This is a genomic window from Sphingomonas sp. SL1004 (genome assembly GCF_057815015.1).
Map to the genome: position 1 here is coordinate 2,017,902 of NZ_JBYMUX010000001.1, position 17,299 is coordinate 2,035,200.

Here is a 17,299-nt window from a genome sequence, read left to right on the forward strand (position 1 = left end):
GTCAACCATCTCAATGAACGGTTTTGATGGCGTTAGTACCGCTTCGGGATCGAATTGAGGCTGGCCAAGCCGCCCCTTGTCCCGCTAGACGCCAACCAAACCATATTGGAAGAACCATGGCAGAGACAAATCCAGCCCCCCACCGTCCGGAAGCCGCAGTCGTGCTTACCTCGATCGCCGCACCCAACGCCGTCATGCGCGCGATTGCAGCAGATTGCGCTGAGCGAGGTCTGGACTTTTACGTCATCGGCGACACCAAGTCTCCAGACAAGTTCGAGTTGGAGGGCTGCCAGTTTTACGGGTACGATACGCAGCTTACACTGCCGTACGAAACAGTGAAATTATGCCCGACACGGCATTACGCCCGGAAGAATATCGGTTACTTGTTGGCGATCCAGAGCGGCGTCGATCAGATTATTGAAACCGATGACGACAACCTTCCTGGCCCTAACTTTTACGAAGCCTTGCCGCTAGAAACGACCCTGCCAGCGGTCGTTGATGGCGGATGGGTCAACGTATATCGCTACTTTACGGACGCTTTGATCTGGCCTCGCGGCTTGCCGCTCGATGAAATCAACACGGCATTGCCTGCGCTATCAGAACCCCAGACGGTGCGGATTCCGATTCAGCAGGGGCTCGCGGACGAGAATCCAGATGTCGATGCGATTTATCGCCTAGCGCTTCCTCTTCCATTCTATTTTGATAAATCGCTGCGGGTTGCGCTGTCGAGTGGTTCGTGGTGCCCATACAACAGCCAGAACACGATCCATTATCGTGAAGCTTTTCCGCTTCTGTATCTCCCAGCCCATTGCAGCTTCCGCATGACGGACATTTGGCGCAGCTTCGTCGCTCAGCGCATCGCTGGCGCAAACGGCTGGTCGATCTTGTTTCGCGAAGCGACGGTTGTCCAAGACCGTAACGACCACAGTTTGATGCGCGATTTTGAAGATGAAATCAGCGGATATCTTGGAAATCGTAAGATTGCAGAAGCGCTTGACGCTTTAACGATCCTCCCCGGCACAGATCTTCCGACGATGGGTGAAAATCTGCGGCTTTGCTATCGCGCCCTGGTCGAAGGTGGGCACGTTGGCGAAGCAGAGCTTCCGCTGCTTGACGCTTGGCTAGCCGATTTGGCGACTGTTCTTGCGTAATATCGATACGACGGAGATCGAGGCGGCGCAGAGCGTTCCGGATAACGCAAGTGCCGTCTTCCTCTTTAATCATCGTTTCGAGCGTAACCTCGACAAGCTCGACGCGCTTTATGCAGACCGCTTCCCACGACGAACGTATCTTATGCCGTTCGCCAGGTCGGAGCGTGCTGACGTGTGCGCCGTTCATGAAACAAGCTGGCATTTCAGCGGCCATGTCGCGCAGGGTGCAGCCTCGTTTATCGACGACACTGCCACGCACTATGTTTTCATTTCCGATGATCTCATCTTAAATCCGCGGTTCAACGCGGACAACATCATTCGTGAACTCGGATTACCGTCTGGCGCCGGATACATTAAGTCGCTCGCGCCTCTCGATGCCAATCGCTACGCTTGGCATCGAGCACTACCTGCTACAATTGCCTTGAAGCGCAATGGAGCGGGATTTGATTGGCGAGCTGAGCTGCCACTTGAAGACGACGCTCGGGCAAAGTTTGCGGCAATGGGATTGGCCGATCACGTTCCGTCTATTCAGTCGGTCGCGCAGGCACGCCATGTACTCGGCGCCGTCCTTCCGGCTGCGGGTTACCTAACCGCCCCATGGATGGCAAAGTTGCGCGGTAAACCGAGCGATTATCCGCTGCTCATGGGATACGCCGACTTTTTCGTCGTTCCGGCGTCTGCCATTCGGCAGTTCGCCCACCTATGCGGCGTATTTGCTGCGCTGGATATCTTCGCGGAGGTAGCGGTTCCTACCGCTTTGGCGCTCGCTTGTGATACCGTTATAACAGAAATGATGCCTGGTGCCCGGTTTGCTGAGGCTGACGCACCCAGGCGAGCGGATTTCCCATGGCAAGGCACTGAGTTTTGGGATCCGGCGGAAACTCCCGCGTTTGCCGCACGTTATGGCAATGAATGGCAGCGCCTCATGAAGGAATTTCCGGAACAGTGGCTCTACGTTCATCCTGTAAAGCTTAGTCAGTGGCGGTAACCGTCAGGAAGGCGCCGCTTGGCGCATAGCTCATGCGAATTTTAGTTTTAGGCATTAATTACCCGCCCGAGAAAATTGGTATTGCGGTGTATACCGGTGATCTGGCCCAGGCGTTCGTACGCGCGGGTCATCAGGTTCGCGTCGTTACGGCAAAGCCGTATTACCCCGATTGGCATGTACCAGACCGGTATAAGGGATCGTGGTGGAAACGCGAACAGGAGAATGGCGTCCGCTTGCTGCGCTGTCCCCTATATGTTCCTCGTAAACCCAGCGGAATACGACGCCTGCTTCACCATGTAAGCTTCATGCTCTCGTCGTTCACGCCGATGGCCTGGCAAGGGCTGACGTGGCGCCCAGATGTCGTCCTGTGTATCGCACCATCCCTTGCTGCCGCCCCTGTCGGATGGATGGCAGCAAGGTTAGGTGGTTCGGTCGCGTGGCTGCATGTGCAGGACTTTGAAGTCGAGGCTGCAGTTGCAACCGGACTGTTACCGGAAGACTCTCGTATTGTCCGGCTAGCTCAAGCTATTGAACAAGGCATTATGAAAGCGTTTGATCACGTTAGCAGCATTAGCATCGAGATGTGCCGTAAGCTCGTTGAGTTGGGCGTATCACAAAGCCGGGTTCATGAAATACGCAACTGGGCGAACCTAGCAGAGATTCAACCCCAGCCTGATGGTACGTCATCGTTTCGTCAAACTTGGGGAATTAATACGCCGCATGTTGCTTTATATTCTGGCAATATTGCCAATAAACAAGGAATAGAGATTGTGGTAGCTGCAGCAAAGAGACTTGCGCACCGTGACGATCTTACGTTTGTGATATGCGGTGATGGCCCTAATAAACCTGTCTTAGAGCAGGAGGCAGCGGGAGCGCCTAATATTGTCATTGCGAACCTACAGCCTAAAGAACAATTATCCGATCTTTTAGCACTCGCTACGATTCACTTGCTCCCGCAGAAAGGCGATGCAGCCGATTTAGTTCTCCCTTCAAAGCTAACAAATATCCTGGCATCTGGGCGTCCTGTAATTGCAACAGCCGCGATCGATACCGGCCTTGCCCGTGAAGTCGAAGGGTGCGGGTTGGTGACCCCTCCTGAGGATGAAGCAGCGTTCGCCGATGCGATAGTGCAGCTAATCGACTGCGAGCCTCTAAGGCAGCGCCTTGGCAACGCCGCAAGAGCTCGCGCCGAATATGCTTGGGACAAAGATCACATCGTCGCTGGGTTCGCCAATGACCTTGCAACTGCCGTCAATTTTCGTCGTACTCATGTAAAGGAAGCTGTACGATGACTAAACGCATCGTGATTACTGGTGGCTCGGGGTTTATCGGTACTAACCTCGTACAGGCAGCCTTAGACCGGGGTGACGCTGTCCTAAACTTGGACATAGTGGAGCCGGGAGAGGCCAATCACGCCGCATGTTGGCAACGTGCGAACCTTCTTGATGCCGCTGGCATTAAAGAGGCAATAGGGAAGTTCCAGCCCGATGTAGTCTATAACCTTGCGGCTGTAGCAGATATTTCGTTATCCGCAGAGGCTATGCTACCTAACACGGAAGGTCTGCGTAACGTCGTTGCCGCTGTACGCAGTTGCGCCCCCTCCCCTTTGTTAATTCATGCATCTACTCAGCTAGTCGTTGGCCCTGAATACTCGCCAGCGCATTCTCGGGACTATCACCCCTACACAGCGTATGGACAAAGCAAGGCCGATTCTGAGGAGATTCTGTGGCAGGAAGCCAGTGAGCTCCGCTGGACTATCGTTCGCCCTGCAACGGTCTGGGGTCCATGGCACGCAACTTTTCACAAATCTATCTGGCGCTATCTTAATCGCCGCTGGTACATGCTTCCAACCGGTATAGACCCAATCAGAGCGTACGGCTTTGTCGGAAGCGTGGTTGCGCAGTTACTGGCCGTTCCCGATGCCGATTCCGCCGACACCAATCACAAAGTCTTTTATCTCGGGGATGCACCGGCGCGCTCGTCCGGATGGCTCGATGGCTTCAGTCGTGCACTGACCGGCAAACCGACTCGACGCGTGCCCGGTAGTGCCTTGCGGTTACTGGCTGGGGTTGGCGAAGTCGTCAAACGGATAGGCGGTCCTGCGCCAATTGATCGTGGCCGCCTTTACCGCATGATCACGGACTATCCTGTTCCAATGGATGAGACGTTTCGTGTATTGGGGCGCGGTACACTGACGCCGGAGCAGGGTATTGTTGCAACTGTGGCATGGTTGCGGGAGCACCATGCGGAAGAATATCGCCGATGACTGGTCCGCAAATCGTAATGGTTGGCAGCTTCCCCCCCCCTGTCGGTGGGGCAGCTCTCGTCAACCAAATGGTGTTTGATGCGCTCAAATCGCGTGGTGTCAAGGCTACCGCGCTCGATATCTCTGGACCTACACTCGCACATAGCCGAAGTCTAGGATATCACGCACAACGTGCGCGTGCTAACTGGCGCGCTGGTAGGGCTGCCTATAAGCTGGCAGCACCGGAACATGTGCTTTACGTCGTGCCCGACGCTGGAGCGGGGGCGTGGTATACGGCGGGGATCGTAAGCGCAGCGGCCAACAAATTCGGAAGAATTATCGTCCATCATCACTCATGCCGCTACATTGAAGACTATAGCCGTCCGATGGCACTTCTCACAGATACTACGCGTAGCAAGGCGGTACATGTGTTTCTAACCGATGGCATGGCGGATAGCTTTGCACGCCGGTATGGAGCTGTTGATCGGCTTGTTGCGACTAACGCGCGTTTTGTAGCTGAAGAGGCCAACGCACCGGTTAGCGTTCAGGGCACTGAGACGCTACGGTTAGGGCATCTGAGCAATCTTTGCGCTGATAAAGGCTTCTTCATCGTTGCCGATACTTTTGACGCCATGCGTTCTAGTGGACAGGACGCCACTCTTCTTCTTGCCGGCCCCGCACTCGATAATGATGTTGTTACGCGAATTAACGAGTTACGCACCCGACATGGCGAACGGGTGACACACGTCGGGAAGGTTTCCGGTGTTGCCAAGCGCGATATTTATCGAGCAATCGACCTGTTCTTGTTTCCCACGCAGTTTCGGCAGGAAGCGGCACCCTTAGTAATCTACGAAGCGTTGGCAGCAGGTGTGCCTGTTCTTACTACCGATCGTGGTGTTATTCGGGAGATCGTGACAGGCATACGCGGCGGAGTTTGTCCACGCGATGGTAATTTCGTTGAATTCGCGCAAAAGTGGATCATCGAGGAAGCTAGAACGCCGGTAGACCGTCAGCATCGCTCTACGATGATCCAGCAGGAAATTCAGCAGGACTGTGCGTACTCAATTCAGCAATATAATGGCCTGCTGGGCCTGATGACCTCTCCGCCGGAGCACGCGTAATGACCTCCGCCCACTGCACTATTGCGATCATCGTTGCCACGCGCGGGCGTGCGCAAGAAGTCCGGATCCTTCTTGAAAAGCTCGCGCACGGTTCGCGTAAACCTGATCGGATTGTAATCGTAGGCAGTTCGCCGGATGACTGGGGCGGGACTGTTACCTTGCCCTTAGAGCCGGAGACGATCGTAGCCCCCGAACCAGGGCTTCCCCGTCAGCGAAACGCCGGTGTACACCACATCTTGAGCGGCGCGTCAGAACTCCCTGACGTTATTGCGTTTTTTGATGACGATTTTCGGCCTGATGCTCACTGGCTGGAGGAGGCAGCGGCCGTATTTGCTGCGCAGTCCAACGTGGCAGGGCTAACCGGCGTGGTATTACGTGACGGTGCTCGCAGTGCGGCGATCAGCGAGGATGAGGCGGTAAACGTGATCGCCGGATGGGTGCGACCGGTGAGCGGCTCTACCGCACGCGTTCCAAGGTTATATGGGTGTAACATGGCCGTGCGCACGAGTGTATTTGCCCGTGCACATTTCGACGAACGGTTACCGCTCTACGGTTGGCTAGAAGATCTCGACTTTTCAGGACAAGTTGCAAAGCCAAGTTCGGGACAGCTGGTTACCGCACAAGGCTGTGCAGGCGTGCATTTGGGATCAAAGGGCGCTCGCGTTAGCGGTCGCCGTTACGGATACTCTCAAATCATCAATCCTCTATATCTGGCTGGTAAAGGCACCTGCCCAAAAGGACTTGCAGCGGTACTAGTAGCGCGCGCTCTTGTGTCGAATAGTCTTCGATCGGTAAAGGGTCATCCCTTATTCGATTATCGTGGTCGACTAGCGGGTAACGTTCGAGCCATAATCGAGCTCATCAGTGGTCGCGCCAAACCGGAACGGATTGTTGATCTTTAGCAACAGGTCGAGTGTCGGATGCCGGCCTTTTAGCCAAGTTTCTTTCCGTCGGTAGGTCCTTTAGGGGGGCCATCAGATTTGATATATAAGGCACCAGCCTCTTCCCACAAATGCGTACGTCCCAGGATGATATGGCTTCCGTCCCATTTGCCATCACCAAGTGTCGCGACATGGGCATCAGGTTGGGGCTCACGACCATGGTACACATACAGCCGGGCAACCTGGAATGATGTTGACGCTTGTGCGTCCGCGCCCTGTATCAAGAACTGCCACCCTTCCGGCTTGATCGATGCCGGCAAGGTGAAAGGTAGCCTCACGCGCCGCCAATCGGCCGGCAGATTATAGCGCAACTGGCGCGCGGTCGCCCCTGTCGAGGGGTTGAAGATGCGTACCGTGATCGCTTTGCCCGCACTGCCCGCGCCACGACGCAGATCCAACGTAATCCAGCTCATACGCTGCGCCACTGCGCCGTGTAGTTGGCCATATACGCCCGATTGTGGCCTCCCGCCGACGTCGACCGCACGCAAATGTCCATTGTGATCAGCAACGGGCCGCAACACTACGTCTTTTCCCGTCGCCGTAAAGGACTCCGGCCGGTCCGCTACCGCAAGTGCTACAAAGGAGGTATCATCGCCGCCCGCTCCAAAAAGCATGGTCTCCTCCGCGAGACCCTCGGTTGCTCCAGGATCCCATTGGGGACCGATCAACGCATTGGACACGCCCAATGAGAACGGCGAGCTGCCCAGTACGCTACCGGCGTTGTCCAATCGGACTGTCCAGTTGAGATTAGCATAATCTCCCGGGCGCGAGCCCATGAACTCACATAACCAACTATGCAGACCCCCGTCATGGCGGTTGTTCAAGTAAGACAGGTTCCGCACCTCGGCGATCCAACTGCGCATAAACGGCGAGCTGGTAACAGCGGTAGCTGCCACGCGATTGTTCTCGATCGTTACACCTGCCAAAAAGGCCCCGTTGCTACCACCCGCGTCAAACCGTTCCGAGTGCGCACGCGTTTGCCGGTTAGTGCCAGGCCCCTCGCGCGCTATCAAAACACGAACGTCCAGTGGCGCCATATTCTCGTTACCGAATTTGTTACCGGATATGATGGTGCCCCACCCCGCGTTCGTGTCGAAACGGCCAACGCGTGTTGCGGGAACCAACCATATCGCCGCATCTAGCGGGGTATCCGTGTCCCACCGTAGAAAGTCATTGCGCGCGATATGAACGCTTCCGCTGGGATCGGGTCCCAGCTTCACATGGTAGCGATTACGAAGAAAGGCGTTGCTTTCGATGACCGAGCCATCGGCGTACCCCCCCCACGCGATACCAATCGCTCGACTCTTTGGCGCAGCCATGAACGTGCAATTGCGAACTTCCAGATACGGTTGGTCGACTGCATTATTACCAATGGCGCATTCAGAATAATTATCGAACACACACCGTTCGAAAACGAACCGACCATTAACGTTCGTTCCGGTAAAACGATGTTGGAACGTACCCTTACCGCCGACAAAGGTAATACCAAATACGTAGAGCCAGTTAAGGCGCTCGCTTGTTTCAAAAAGATATTGCCCGTCAGGGATACGGATCACTACCGATCCTGGGATGGCACAGATCGACATAGCGGGAAATGGCGATGTATTTCCGGCAAGTTCCAGGTCGCCAGCATCGTACACGCCTGCCGGGATAAAAAGACCGTCTTGAGGGTGCCCCCAATAGCTTTCTCCGATTCCGGCAACATAGCGACCCGATCGGTTTACAGCGCGCACGGCGTTGGCCAGTCCAGCTTGATCAGCTGCGCCAGAACGACCGTTACCAACAGCACCGAACCGCGCAACGGACTCTAGCGCTATAGTCTTATCACTTGAAACTGGAGGACGAGCCTGTTTGACAGCCTGCGCCCACAAGGGACCAGACGCTATCCCACCAACTGCAGCCGCCAAGATAGTGCGGCGTGGTAGCGCGGCGTCCTGGGCAATATCCTCGGGACGGTCAGCTGGCATGGTAAGGCTGCGGCTCGTGATCGACGGCATCGAGAACTGATGCTGCCGGCCTTTCAGGCTGCCAACGTCTATTAAGTATCCAACATACGATCGCGATATAGAAAAAGGACCTGAAGTTCCCGCGGGTGTCATAGGCGAACTGAAGGTAGCTACCCAACATAACCAAGGCATTCAGGCCAAGCGACACAAGGCCCGGCCGACGCACAACCAATAGAGCAGACTGGTAACCCGCGAAAAGCAACACACCAAAATAGATTGCCGCGTACGCCGGTCCAAAGGACAGTACTTCGCTCACCGCCGGGTTTGGCACGAAGTAGCTCAGCCGGATTGCGTACAGTTCACGAACCGTGTCATACCCGTCAATGAAACTAAAAAGTGGTGATAGAGAAAGTCGCTTGTATATAGGATCAAACCGAAAGTTGTGCGAGAAGTACTCGGATGTCGTAAATACGCCCTCATAAATATTGCTGAGCGCATCGAACCCGGCAACTTGATAATACCTTCCAATATTCGAAAAGTAATCAGGCAGCGAGGAAAAGCCATGATTATTGGATCCCCTTCCCCACAGGACCGACAACGTTGTCAGAAAACCGAGAGCGCCAAGGACCACCGTTGCCCACCGCGTTCGCGGAAACATGGCCGCAATCAGTGCCGCTAGAATAAGATAAGCAGACGCTGACCGCGAATGGGCTGCGAGGAAGAATACAAACGCCCATATCGTAACTGGCAACAAGATGATGCCTAGTCGAGCGCGTCCAGAGCATAGGGTAAACGCAGTTGCAGCAGCAGCAACGATCCCCAACGGGCCAACTAACGTAAACGCCAATCTCGTAAAGGCATTGTTGATAAGTAAGGCCTGCATCGGGTCCGTCATGGTTAGGTAGACACTGTTACTCCAAACTACGGACCAGTTCAGCGATACGAGTACGACACCCCAACAGGCATATAGTAAGATGATAAGGGCAAAAAACACCGTCTCATTTACATTGATGTTTTGAACGGCTGCGCTGATCGATACCTGCGCCTTAGGCACTACCAAACAAAGCGAAAATAACATGATTGCTTGAAGGGCAAACATCTGTGGAAAAAAATGAATGTATGCGTAGGTCGAGAAAACGTGAAGAAAACTATAAAACAGAATTCCGTACGCATGTAACGCGAGCATGATCTGCCCTGTGAACAGATAAATCATTGTACCGTGCGGAAATGGCAGGAAACCACTCCGACGTATTGCCCAGACAATCGCGACGATTTCTAGCGGCCATAATATGACCATTAGCAGTATCCAGGTCACGAACGTCCCTCAGATACCGCTTGAGTTTGCAGAATTTTAACGCCGCTGACCCACGGCTGCGTCCCCTGGTTTGCAGACGCGTTAATATCCGTGGCCGCTTGAATAGCTATCCATTGACCTGAACATCCATCCGGCACAGTAATATTTGCGTTGACAGTTGTAGGCCGATCAGACGAGATAGGAAAGCGTATTGCGGCGATCGGTGCATCTGTTCCATTGCATACTAACGTTATGCTCGATCGATCCGAGGAATCGACATTTCCAACAGTGAACTGCAAAGTATGCCTTCCTGCGGGGAGTAAGAGCAACTGTCGCGCTACTACGCCCGATCTGCCTGTCTCGATACTGAGCGATAGAGCGTTACGGAAAGACGCTCGCTGCAAAACGGTAGGATCAACCAAATCTTTTACACCCGCCAGTCCGGGTTCATCGACGATCGACCAATCAAATGGCGCAATCCGATCCTCACGGGCAAAGTCGCCGTTTCGGACAGCCCCTGTCATGGCAATCAAAGGCGTTCCCGTGGCACGTGCATAAAATTGCGCACCTTCGGCCAACTTTCCACGTGCGACTAATCCGGCAACGGTCCTGTTCAGAAAGTCCCGCTCGAGGGAGTCGTTAATGTTCAGCCGGGCAGCGGTAACCAATGGTATGAGAGTCGATGGCCAAGGGTTTGTAGTCAGCAAACCGTACAGAAAACGCATACGCCATGGTGGACGTTTCGCGATAATCTGCGCTAGCGGGCCGGCAACATCGGAAGCGCTCGATGCAGCAACCAGAGTCGGCATTAGAAGCTGGTCGGCCACATCATCCGTACGCAACGCAGTATCATAATGATGGAGCGCCCTGACGATGTTACTGTCGGCGACAGCAACCTCAATCTGAGCGACCTGCGTCGGAATATCCCGTCGCGACAGCGACTCAGCATAATTGAGTAGTCGGCGGCCACGTTTCTCATTTCCTTCTAGACCGGCGGTTAAGCCGGCAACGCGCGCCGCAACGACATTGATTGGCTCACGCAACAATGCCCTGGTCGCTATGTTACGCGTGGCATGGATGGCTTGCGATCCAGTTTCACTTACGAGGCGCGCTTCCGCAAGACGCGACGCAGCGCCAGCCGCAAATGGCCACATACGAAGTGCGACTTCCGGGTTGCTTCGGCCCGAAACCTGGGCTGATGTCGCCGCGAGCGTAACTATCAAGGCTACCGCCCCGCTAGCGAGCACCATCGGAACACGCAAAGTACCGAAACCCGTTCGAGCCTGGCGCGTACGATCAGGCACGCTTACCGGATGCTTGGTCGCCATAGCCATAGCTGGTGGCTCCATAATTATAGCCATATCCGTAATGCGCACGCTTCGCGTCGAACTTCGTCAACACAACGCCTAGCAGGACTGCATTTGCGGCGCGCAGACGACCAATAGCGACCCGAGCCATGCTCTTCTTGGTACCGTGGGACTCGATAACGAACACGGTCGCTTCGATCTGACTCGCGATCAGAGGCGCGTCGGCAAGCCCCATGATCGGCGGTGCATCGAGCACGACATGGTCGAACTGCTTCGAAAGTTCGGCGATAAGCCTCGGGAAGCGCTCCCCAGACAAAAGTTCCGGCGAACTGGGCGGCGTCGGCCCTGCGGTCATGACGAACAGCCCGTCATGATCGCTGCGGTACGTCAATGCATCCGCATCAGAAACGCCACCTGACAGGTAATTACTCACGCCCTGATCGTTCGCAATTCCCAGCTCGTTATGCACCGACGGGGAGCGCATATCACAATCGATCAGAATCGTACGACGACCCTGCCGTGCGAGGGATCGCGCCAGTGCGTAACTGGTTGTCGATTTGCCTTCGCCAGCGCGCGTGCTCGTAACCGCAAATACCTTTGGTACGCCGTGGTCAGTCGCGAACCCAAGCGTCGTTCTAAGAGAAATGTACGCCTCGCTGAGATCTGATTTCTGATCAGCAAGGGCGATAACCGGCGCTTGATTGGTAACGGGTATGGTGCCCAGAAGCGGTGTCGCGAGTATCTCCTCGACCTCTGACGGATCGCCGATTGCCTCATCCACCTGCTCCATGGCGAACGCCAGGCCTAGGCCTACCGCAGTTCCTGCAATTAGCGCGACAATTAGGTTCAGTAGCAAACGAGGGCTGGAAGGCTTCTCAGCAACTTCTGCAGGATCCACTACCGAAATGTTATTGACGCCAACGCCGCCAGCAACGCCAATTTCCTTATACCGCTGCAACAAAGCATCGTAGAGTTGGCGATTTGTATCTGCATCTCTCTGATAGATATTATACTGGATACTACGGCGACGAGTGTCGAGAACGCCGGTTTTCAATGCGTTCACTTGAGTACGCAGATCCCGCTCTCGCTTCACGCTAGCATCATAATTTTCTTGAAGCGTTTCGCGACCACGCCCCTCTTCGGTAGCGATTGCACGATCGAGTTGTCTCAACTGGCTCTGCTGCGCCGCAGCTGGAGGATAGTCAGCCTTAAACTGGGTCATCAGACGAGCATATTCTGCTGCGACTTCCGCACGGCGCTCCCGCAACCGCGGCAGTGCGCTACTTACAGCATTTTGTGAGTCATTTACCGCGCCTAATCGGCTTTCCGCCTGCACACGATCGGCCGTTGCCCGCGCCAACTCACGATTTATGGTCGCCAGATCGTCCGCAGCTAGAGAGCGCTCACCCGATAAACCGTTGTCGCCCTGTGCAGGGGTCGACGCGGGGAGGTTTACGATACCCTGCTGCGCTGCATAGGTGACCAACTGCCGTTCAGATTGATCAATGCGCGCGCGCAATTGTGCCAGCCGCTGTTCCAAAAACCGACGCGCATACGCTGTCGTTTCAAACCGGCGCGCCAACGTGGTTGATACAAATTGCGCTGTCCACGCATCGACGACCTTCTTCGAGAATACCGCGTCTGGACTCGTGAAACTAATTAGTACCAAGCGTGACAGTCGCTCGGGTGAAACTGCGAAGTGATCAAGGAGGATTTTGCTAGCTGCCGCGATCCGGGCAGCACGAGTTCGGTTACCCCCGACTGGACGGCCGTTCGCAAATAAGGTGTCGTCCTCGCCGCCAAACATCGTGAAGAATTTTGCGTCGTCCTGTAGACGCAGTGCCTCAACCACGGCGCTAGCCTGTGCTTTTGTCCGCAGGAGGCCATACTGGGTCTCATAAAACTCTTGGTCGATTGAGCTAGCTTGCTCGTCCGCCTGTGCGCCTTGAACCTGCGTAAAATTACGCGTTTCGCGTTGAATCTCAAGCGTTGCGTAAGACGTAAATTTGGGAGTCATGAGCAACGTAACAATAAGACCAGCCAGCAACCCAGCGGCAATTGCGCCTATAATATACCACTTCCGTCGCCGGGCGATGGAGAGGTACCGCGATATAATGGGCATCGCGCCACCAGCATTACTGGCAGTAAGGTCGGTCAAGGCTGATCCTGAATTCCGGACGGTTGCTGGCTGACGTGCCGATAAAGCCTGCGCGTTGGCCGGCGTTGAATTGAAAGTGTTCATATCCGCTTCCGTCCCGCTATTGCAGGATTGCAAGGAGAGGGGCCGCCAATAGAGGCGATACCGACACAACGTCGCGGAATATGCGTCGAGCCCCGGACTCTCCTACCATCACAACGTCATTGGCATATATTTCCGGATCAGCGTACATTCCTTGGCGGATTGCTCGCAAATCATAGAGCGCGGCCATGTCCCGATTGTTGACCCGCCGCAAGACTACAACATAGTTTTCCTTAGCGAATTCCGTCGTTCCCTCAGCTCGAGCGATCGCTCGAATAAGCGTCATCCGTCCAGTCACAGAATAAAGCCCTGGCGTACGGACAGCGCCTTCTACGGTTACAACCTGACTGACGGTTTCGGTGAGGTTTACCGTTACTTGCGGATTACGGACGTAAAGCTGGCCAAGCCGTTGAGCGATCTCGGCTCCCAAGACAGTGGGTGTCTTACCAGAAGCTGCCACTGATCCAACGAGGGGCATCGCGATATTACCGCTCGCGTCGACCTGTACGCTACGGCTCAATTCAGGAACGCCATAAACATCGACCGACAAGCGATCCAGCGGGCCGATAACGTAAGCCCGTGGCTGCGAGATCAAGTCCACCGTTGCCGGAGGCGGGAGTTCGGTCTGGTCAGGGACGATCGTCAAGCCTGGACGTCCAACGAGCGCTGGCCCGTCTGCACAGGCCGATAACGACAGCACCGCCGCCATCACGCCTAATAACCGCTCGTTTTTCATACGTTCGAAACAAAGCCTTTTTCTCGGTCGCCGCAACGCAGCGAACGACACGCTTCCTTAGTGAGCCCGACACCGTAAGGCAACGCCGCAGCTCCGCGACGCGTCGCGCGTTGGCTCGATCTACGTCAGTTAAGCGACGTTCTGTCCTTTTTGCCTTCGATAGGCGATGCCAGCCAAACCATCGCGAGCGCAAATACCATACCCATTCCCGGCGTTCGTAGCGGATAGTCGGTCAGACTCGCCGCAAACGCCAACATTACGATTGCAGCGCCAACTTTGGTGGTGATGGTGGACCGGTGCCGCCACCCCGCACTAACAACGTCACGCATTCGGTACATTACAAAGCCAAGAAGCGTAATCAGTACGAGCAAAGCTGGTAAACCACCTGTCATGAGGAGCTCGAGAAAGTCATTGTGCGCGCGGTTAAAGAATGTCGGCTTCAGCGCCCAGAAAGGTTCATACAATCTAAACATAGGATCAAATGTACCAAACCCGGTACCAAATGGTAAAAAGTCCCTGGTGATTGACCATACTATTGGCAGAAACCGTATCCGAAGATCAGCTTCGGCTTGATCGAGCTGTCCAATACGGGTGATTGACAGTGCGCGACCAAAGAAAATCGCGCTTGCCGTTACTAGAATCACGATCGCAATTATAGCCGAGACTAATAACCTTCTACGCCGTATCACTCGGCGCCTATCAACATGCTTAGCCGTTTTGGCTACTGGAGAAAGAATCGAACTGATGTTCCAGGGCGCTATTACCAACGTCGCAAATACTGCGACGAGCGCCAGAACAAGCCCTGACCGCGATCCGCTTGCGAGTATGACTGGCAGTATCAGCAAGGCGCACGCGCCTGCCAGCCAGCCGCGCAATCGGGGATCGGCGAAAGTTTTGCTCGGCAAGGCGGTCCAAGCACGCAGCAACGGAAAGGCCATCGCCAAGAAAACGGCTTGATGATTGCGGTTTGCGAACAACCCTACGGGCAGGTCGCGGTTTGTGTACCGATAGAGGTAAAGCGGACTCGATGCCGAGCCAGCCATTTGCCCTATCCCGAGTAGCGCACTCGCGATCATCGCAACCAGCAATACGGGTATCAGTCGAGTTCGTTGCCTCGGTTCTATTCCTGCAGCGCCAACCAGAACGGCTAGCGGGATCAGCAGCGCAAGGAGTGCGTTGAATGTCATGTCGGGCGACACACTGATGGGCCGCCAAGGCTGAGGCATCCCTAAGGCCAACGCCGCCTCTGTGAAACGTGCGTGACCGGGCAGTATGGTCCAGATTGAAGGCGGCAATGGGATTAACTGGATCGCGATCACGGCGCCGAAGGCACCAAGAAGCGCCATAGGCCACCCGAGCCCTTGCCAATACCGAGCGCGCGGAAGCGCCAGGACGACAGTTATATACAGTACCGCTAGGGGTCGAACGATCAACATGGTTGCATTATCTGGCTTTGATGACCCACCAAATACCGCGCAGCTCAGTACGAAAGCAGCGAGTAGCATCAGCTGCCACTCACCTCGCATGGACCGAATAAAAACGTTCATTACCTGAGCCTAAAATTTCGTCGTGACACGCTGTGGCGAGTGATACGGCATCGCGCAACATCGTCTAGCGCCTTACCGATTATTCCAGCGTGACGTTCCGCGGTAGGGCAACGCCGACAACGCACCCGCTAATTATCGAGAAGGCAGGCCGAGCATATCCGGTATGACGTCGCCCAAGCCGGCGGTTTGAGCCAATGGGGTCCCATGCCAAACCGCGCGAGGCACTCGCGATACGATACATATCGCGCAAAATGCGTTAAGAGCGTACGGCATGTACAGGTTTGGTGGTAAAGTTATGCGGTTCGTAGGACACCGCCAGAGACGCAGATTGGCGGTAGTGCCCGCATAGCCGATAAGGAGCGCAAAGCGTTGACAGCCGCGCGAGATTAATCCTTTCGCGCGGCGTAAATCTTATGGCGGTGCGCGATTGAAAGTTGGAGGTTAGATTGCAGACAATTATCACTCATGGCCGCGAAGGCCGTCGTCCGGACCTCAAGGGTGTATGACAAACGTGCTACTTGAAACATCACTAGCAATCGCCCTGCTCCTCGGCCAGTCGTCGTCACCCGATGTTATTATTACCCCAAGTACGCTTACTGAACAACGCGCAAACATTGCCTTGGGAAGTGCTGACGACGGCAGGGAACTTGCTCGCCGGTTCATCTGCACTAACGAACAACGTTACAGGCGCCTGCTTGAGCGAGAGACAAAATTCTCACAGTTAAAAGCCCGTTTCGCGCGTAATTTTGGGCATGAATGGCGTGACAACGGCTATAGTGATACCTTGATCGATCGTTCTAACGATCTGGGTCGACGTGATGATTGTAAATTACGCGATAGTTTCGAAGCAGCTTTAAGCGATTATGACAACGGACTTCTTGCTGCAGAGACGCAATTACGTGATACACAGCTAGACCCATATACTAATTAGTTTTCTATATTAGAATCATCGTACGCCTCCGGTAGCGACCGCCTTGCCGGTCAGGCGAAGGACAGGTCTTAAGCGCGCTCTTAAGAGTATGCTTGGGAGTAGGTGTTGTGGGTCAAATCACGGTTTTTGGCGGGCCTGAACGCCGTCGCCGGTGGAGCGATGAGGAACGTGTGCAAATCCTGGCGGAGGCCTTTGCACCGGGCGCGCTTGTTGCTCAGGTCGCTCGGCGGCACGATGTTTCGACGGGGTTGATCTATACCTGGCGCCGCAAGCTTCGCCGACGGTCAGATGCGCCGACTGCGGTCGCCGGCTTTGCCGAAGCGGTGGTCGTTGATGATTGCCCCGTCGAATTACCGACCGTGCCGCCGACCATCGTCGTTGATCTGGCGCGGGGCGGACGCGTGAGCGTCTTTGCATCAGCGTCGCCCGATCAGGTGGCCGCGGTGCTCAAGTCCGTGATCCGATGATACATGTTCCGAACGGCGCGAAAGTCTGACTGGCACTGGGCCACACGGACATGCGGCGTGGCATGCGTTCGCTCGCGTTGCAGGCTCAACAAGCGCTGAACAAAGACGTCCATGCCGGCGACCTGTACGTGTTCCGCGGGAAGAGCGGGTCGCTGTGCAAAATCCTGTGGCATGACGGGCTGGGCATGTCGCTGTACGCCAAGCGGCTGGAGCGCGGCCGCTTCGTTTGGCCGGCTGCAAAGGACGGCACGGTCGCGATCTCGGGCTCGGCGATGGCATGCCTGCTCGAAGGTATCGACTGGCGCAACTCGCAGGAAACGTGGCGTCCGACCCGGGTTGGGTAACAACTTCCAGAGGCAGCCAGGATGAGAAAAGCGGCTGAAATC

15 protein-coding genes are annotated in these 17,299 nt (G+C 55.3%); 9 read left to right on the plus strand and 6 right to left on the minus strand.

Features of this window, described 5'->3' with window-relative positions; genetic code table 11:
- Positions 1 to 116 precede the first annotated feature (116 nt).
- Genes AC3D24_RS09065 through AC3D24_RS09090 form a run of 6 tightly spaced genes read left to right on the plus strand, consistent with a single transcriptional unit; the run spans position 117 to position 6,407 of the window.
- Positions 117 to 1,151, plus strand: coding sequence for an STELLO glycosyltransferase family protein (locus tag AC3D24_RS09065; RefSeq protein ID WP_489029972.1), 1,035 nt, complete (start codon positions 117 to 119; stop codon positions 1,149 to 1,151).
- Positions 1,144 to 2,139: a hypothetical protein gene (locus AC3D24_RS09070; protein WP_489029974.1), complete on the plus strand. Its 996-nt coding sequence runs from the start codon at positions 1,144 to 1,146 to the stop codon at positions 2,137 to 2,139. Before AC3D24_RS09065 ends, AC3D24_RS09070 begins: the two co-directional genes overlap by 8 nt.
- A 32-nt stretch (positions 2,140 to 2,171) precedes the next feature.
- Positions 2,172 to 3,431 carry a WcaI family glycosyltransferase gene (locus tag AC3D24_RS09075; RefSeq protein WP_489029976.1) on the plus strand — a complete coding sequence of 420 codons (1,260 nt, stop codon included), beginning with the start codon at positions 2,172 to 2,174 and terminating at the stop codon, positions 3,429 to 3,431.
- Positions 3,428 to 4,405 carry an NAD-dependent epimerase/dehydratase family protein gene (locus tag AC3D24_RS09080; RefSeq protein ID WP_489029978.1) on the plus strand — a complete coding sequence of 326 codons (978 nt, stop codon included), beginning with the start codon at positions 3,428 to 3,430 and terminating at the stop codon, positions 4,403 to 4,405. Before AC3D24_RS09075 ends, AC3D24_RS09080 begins: the two co-directional genes overlap by 4 nt.
- Positions 4,402 to 5,505 (plus strand): glycosyltransferase family 4 protein, encoded by a 1,104-nt coding sequence (locus tag AC3D24_RS09085; RefSeq protein ID WP_489029979.1) that lies wholly within the window; start codon positions 4,402 to 4,404, stop codon positions 5,503 to 5,505. Before AC3D24_RS09080 ends, AC3D24_RS09085 begins: the two co-directional genes overlap by 4 nt.
- The gene (locus AC3D24_RS09090; protein WP_489029981.1) at positions 5,505 to 6,407 is read left to right on the plus strand and encodes a glycosyltransferase family 2 protein; all 903 of its coding nucleotides are present in this window, start codon (positions 5,505 to 5,507) and stop codon (positions 6,405 to 6,407) included. The genes AC3D24_RS09085 and AC3D24_RS09090 overlap by 1 nt, the downstream gene beginning before the upstream one ends.
- A gap of 29 nt (positions 6,408 to 6,436) precedes the next feature.
- On the opposite strand, the gene AC3D24_RS09095 is transcribed toward AC3D24_RS09090, so the two are convergent.
- The 6 genes from AC3D24_RS09095 to AC3D24_RS09120 all read right to left on the minus strand — a co-directional run bounded on the left by AC3D24_RS09095 (position 6,437) and on the right by AC3D24_RS09120 (position 15,155).
- Entirely contained in the window at positions 6,437 to 8,443 is a 2,007-nt protein-coding gene (locus AC3D24_RS09095) for a hypothetical protein (RefSeq protein ID WP_489029983.1), read from the minus strand.
- A complete protein-coding gene (locus AC3D24_RS09100; protein WP_489029985.1) occupies positions 8,403 to 9,707 on the minus strand; it encodes a hypothetical protein in 1,305 nt (434 codons plus the stop codon). The genes AC3D24_RS09095 and AC3D24_RS09100 overlap by 41 nt, the downstream gene beginning before the upstream one ends.
- A complete protein-coding gene (locus tag AC3D24_RS09105; RefSeq protein ID WP_489029986.1) occupies positions 9,704 to 10,729 on the minus strand; it encodes a hypothetical protein in 1,026 nt (341 codons plus the stop codon). The genes AC3D24_RS09100 and AC3D24_RS09105 overlap by 4 nt, the downstream gene beginning before the upstream one ends.
- A 253-nt stretch (positions 10,730 to 10,982) precedes the next feature.
- Positions 10,983 to 13,151 (minus strand): GumC family protein, encoded by a 2,169-nt coding sequence (locus AC3D24_RS09110; protein ID WP_489029987.1) that lies wholly within the window; start codon positions 13,149 to 13,151, stop codon positions 10,983 to 10,985.
- A gap of 100 nt (positions 13,152 to 13,251) precedes the next feature.
- Positions 13,252 to 13,968 (minus strand): polysaccharide biosynthesis/export family protein, encoded by a 717-nt coding sequence (locus AC3D24_RS09115; RefSeq protein WP_489029988.1) that lies wholly within the window; start codon positions 13,966 to 13,968, stop codon positions 13,252 to 13,254.
- A 125-nt stretch (positions 13,969 to 14,093) separates the two neighbouring features.
- Complete coding sequence (locus AC3D24_RS09120; RefSeq protein ID WP_489029990.1) at positions 14,094 to 15,155, minus strand: O-antigen ligase family protein; 1,062 nt, start codon at positions 15,153 to 15,155, stop codon at positions 14,094 to 14,096.
- 862 nt (positions 15,156 to 16,017) lie between these two features.
- On the opposite strand from AC3D24_RS09120, the gene AC3D24_RS09125 reads away from it, so the two are divergent.
- From AC3D24_RS09125 to tnpB, 3 genes are all read left to right on the plus strand, one after another.
- Positions 16,018 to 16,446, plus strand: coding sequence for a hypothetical protein (locus AC3D24_RS09125; RefSeq protein WP_489029991.1), 429 nt, complete (start codon positions 16,018 to 16,020; stop codon positions 16,444 to 16,446).
- Between the two features lie 107 nt (positions 16,447 to 16,553).
- The gene (gene tnpA, locus AC3D24_RS09130) at positions 16,554 to 16,913 is read left to right on the plus strand and encodes an IS66-like element accessory protein TnpA (RefSeq protein ID WP_489029993.1); all 360 of its coding nucleotides are present in this window, start codon (positions 16,554 to 16,556) and stop codon (positions 16,911 to 16,913) included.
- A gap of 35 nt (positions 16,914 to 16,948) precedes the next feature.
- A complete protein-coding gene (gene tnpB / locus AC3D24_RS09135) occupies positions 16,949 to 17,257 on the plus strand; it encodes an IS66 family insertion sequence element accessory protein TnpB (protein ID WP_489033116.1) in 309 nt (102 codons plus the stop codon).
- Positions 17,258 to 17,299: the final 42 nt, after the last annotated feature.

Coding starts and splice junctions, on each gene's coding strand:
- AC3D24_RS09085 (WP_489029979.1), top strand. CDS start 4,402: ATGACTGGTCCGCAAATCGTAATGGTTGGCAGCTTCCCCCCCCCTGTC.
- AC3D24_RS09080 (WP_489029978.1), top strand. CDS start 3,428: ATGACTAAACGCATCGTGATTACTGGTGGCTCGGGGTTTATCGGTACT.
- AC3D24_RS09075 (WP_489029976.1), top strand. CDS start 2,172: ATGCGAATTTTAGTTTTAGGCATTAATTACCCGCCCGAGAAAATTGGT.
- AC3D24_RS09065 (WP_489029972.1), top strand. CDS start 117: ATGGCAGAGACAAATCCAGCCCCCCACCGTCCGGAAGCCGCAGTCGTG.
- AC3D24_RS09095 (WP_489029983.1), bottom strand. CDS start 8,443: ATGCCGTCGATCACGAGCCGCAGCCTTACCATGCCAGCTGACCGTCCC.
- AC3D24_RS09125 (WP_489029991.1), top strand. CDS start 16,018: ATGACAAACGTGCTACTTGAAACATCACTAGCAATCGCCCTGCTCCTC.
- AC3D24_RS09115 (WP_489029988.1), bottom strand. CDS start 13,968: ATGAAAAACGAGCGGTTATTAGGCGTGATGGCGGCGGTGCTGTCGTTA.
- AC3D24_RS09090 (WP_489029981.1), top strand. CDS start 5,505: ATGACCTCCGCCCACTGCACTATTGCGATCATCGTTGCCACGCGCGGG.
- AC3D24_RS09120 (WP_489029990.1), bottom strand. CDS start 15,155: ATGACATTCAACGCACTCCTTGCGCTGCTGATCCCGCTAGCCGTTCTG.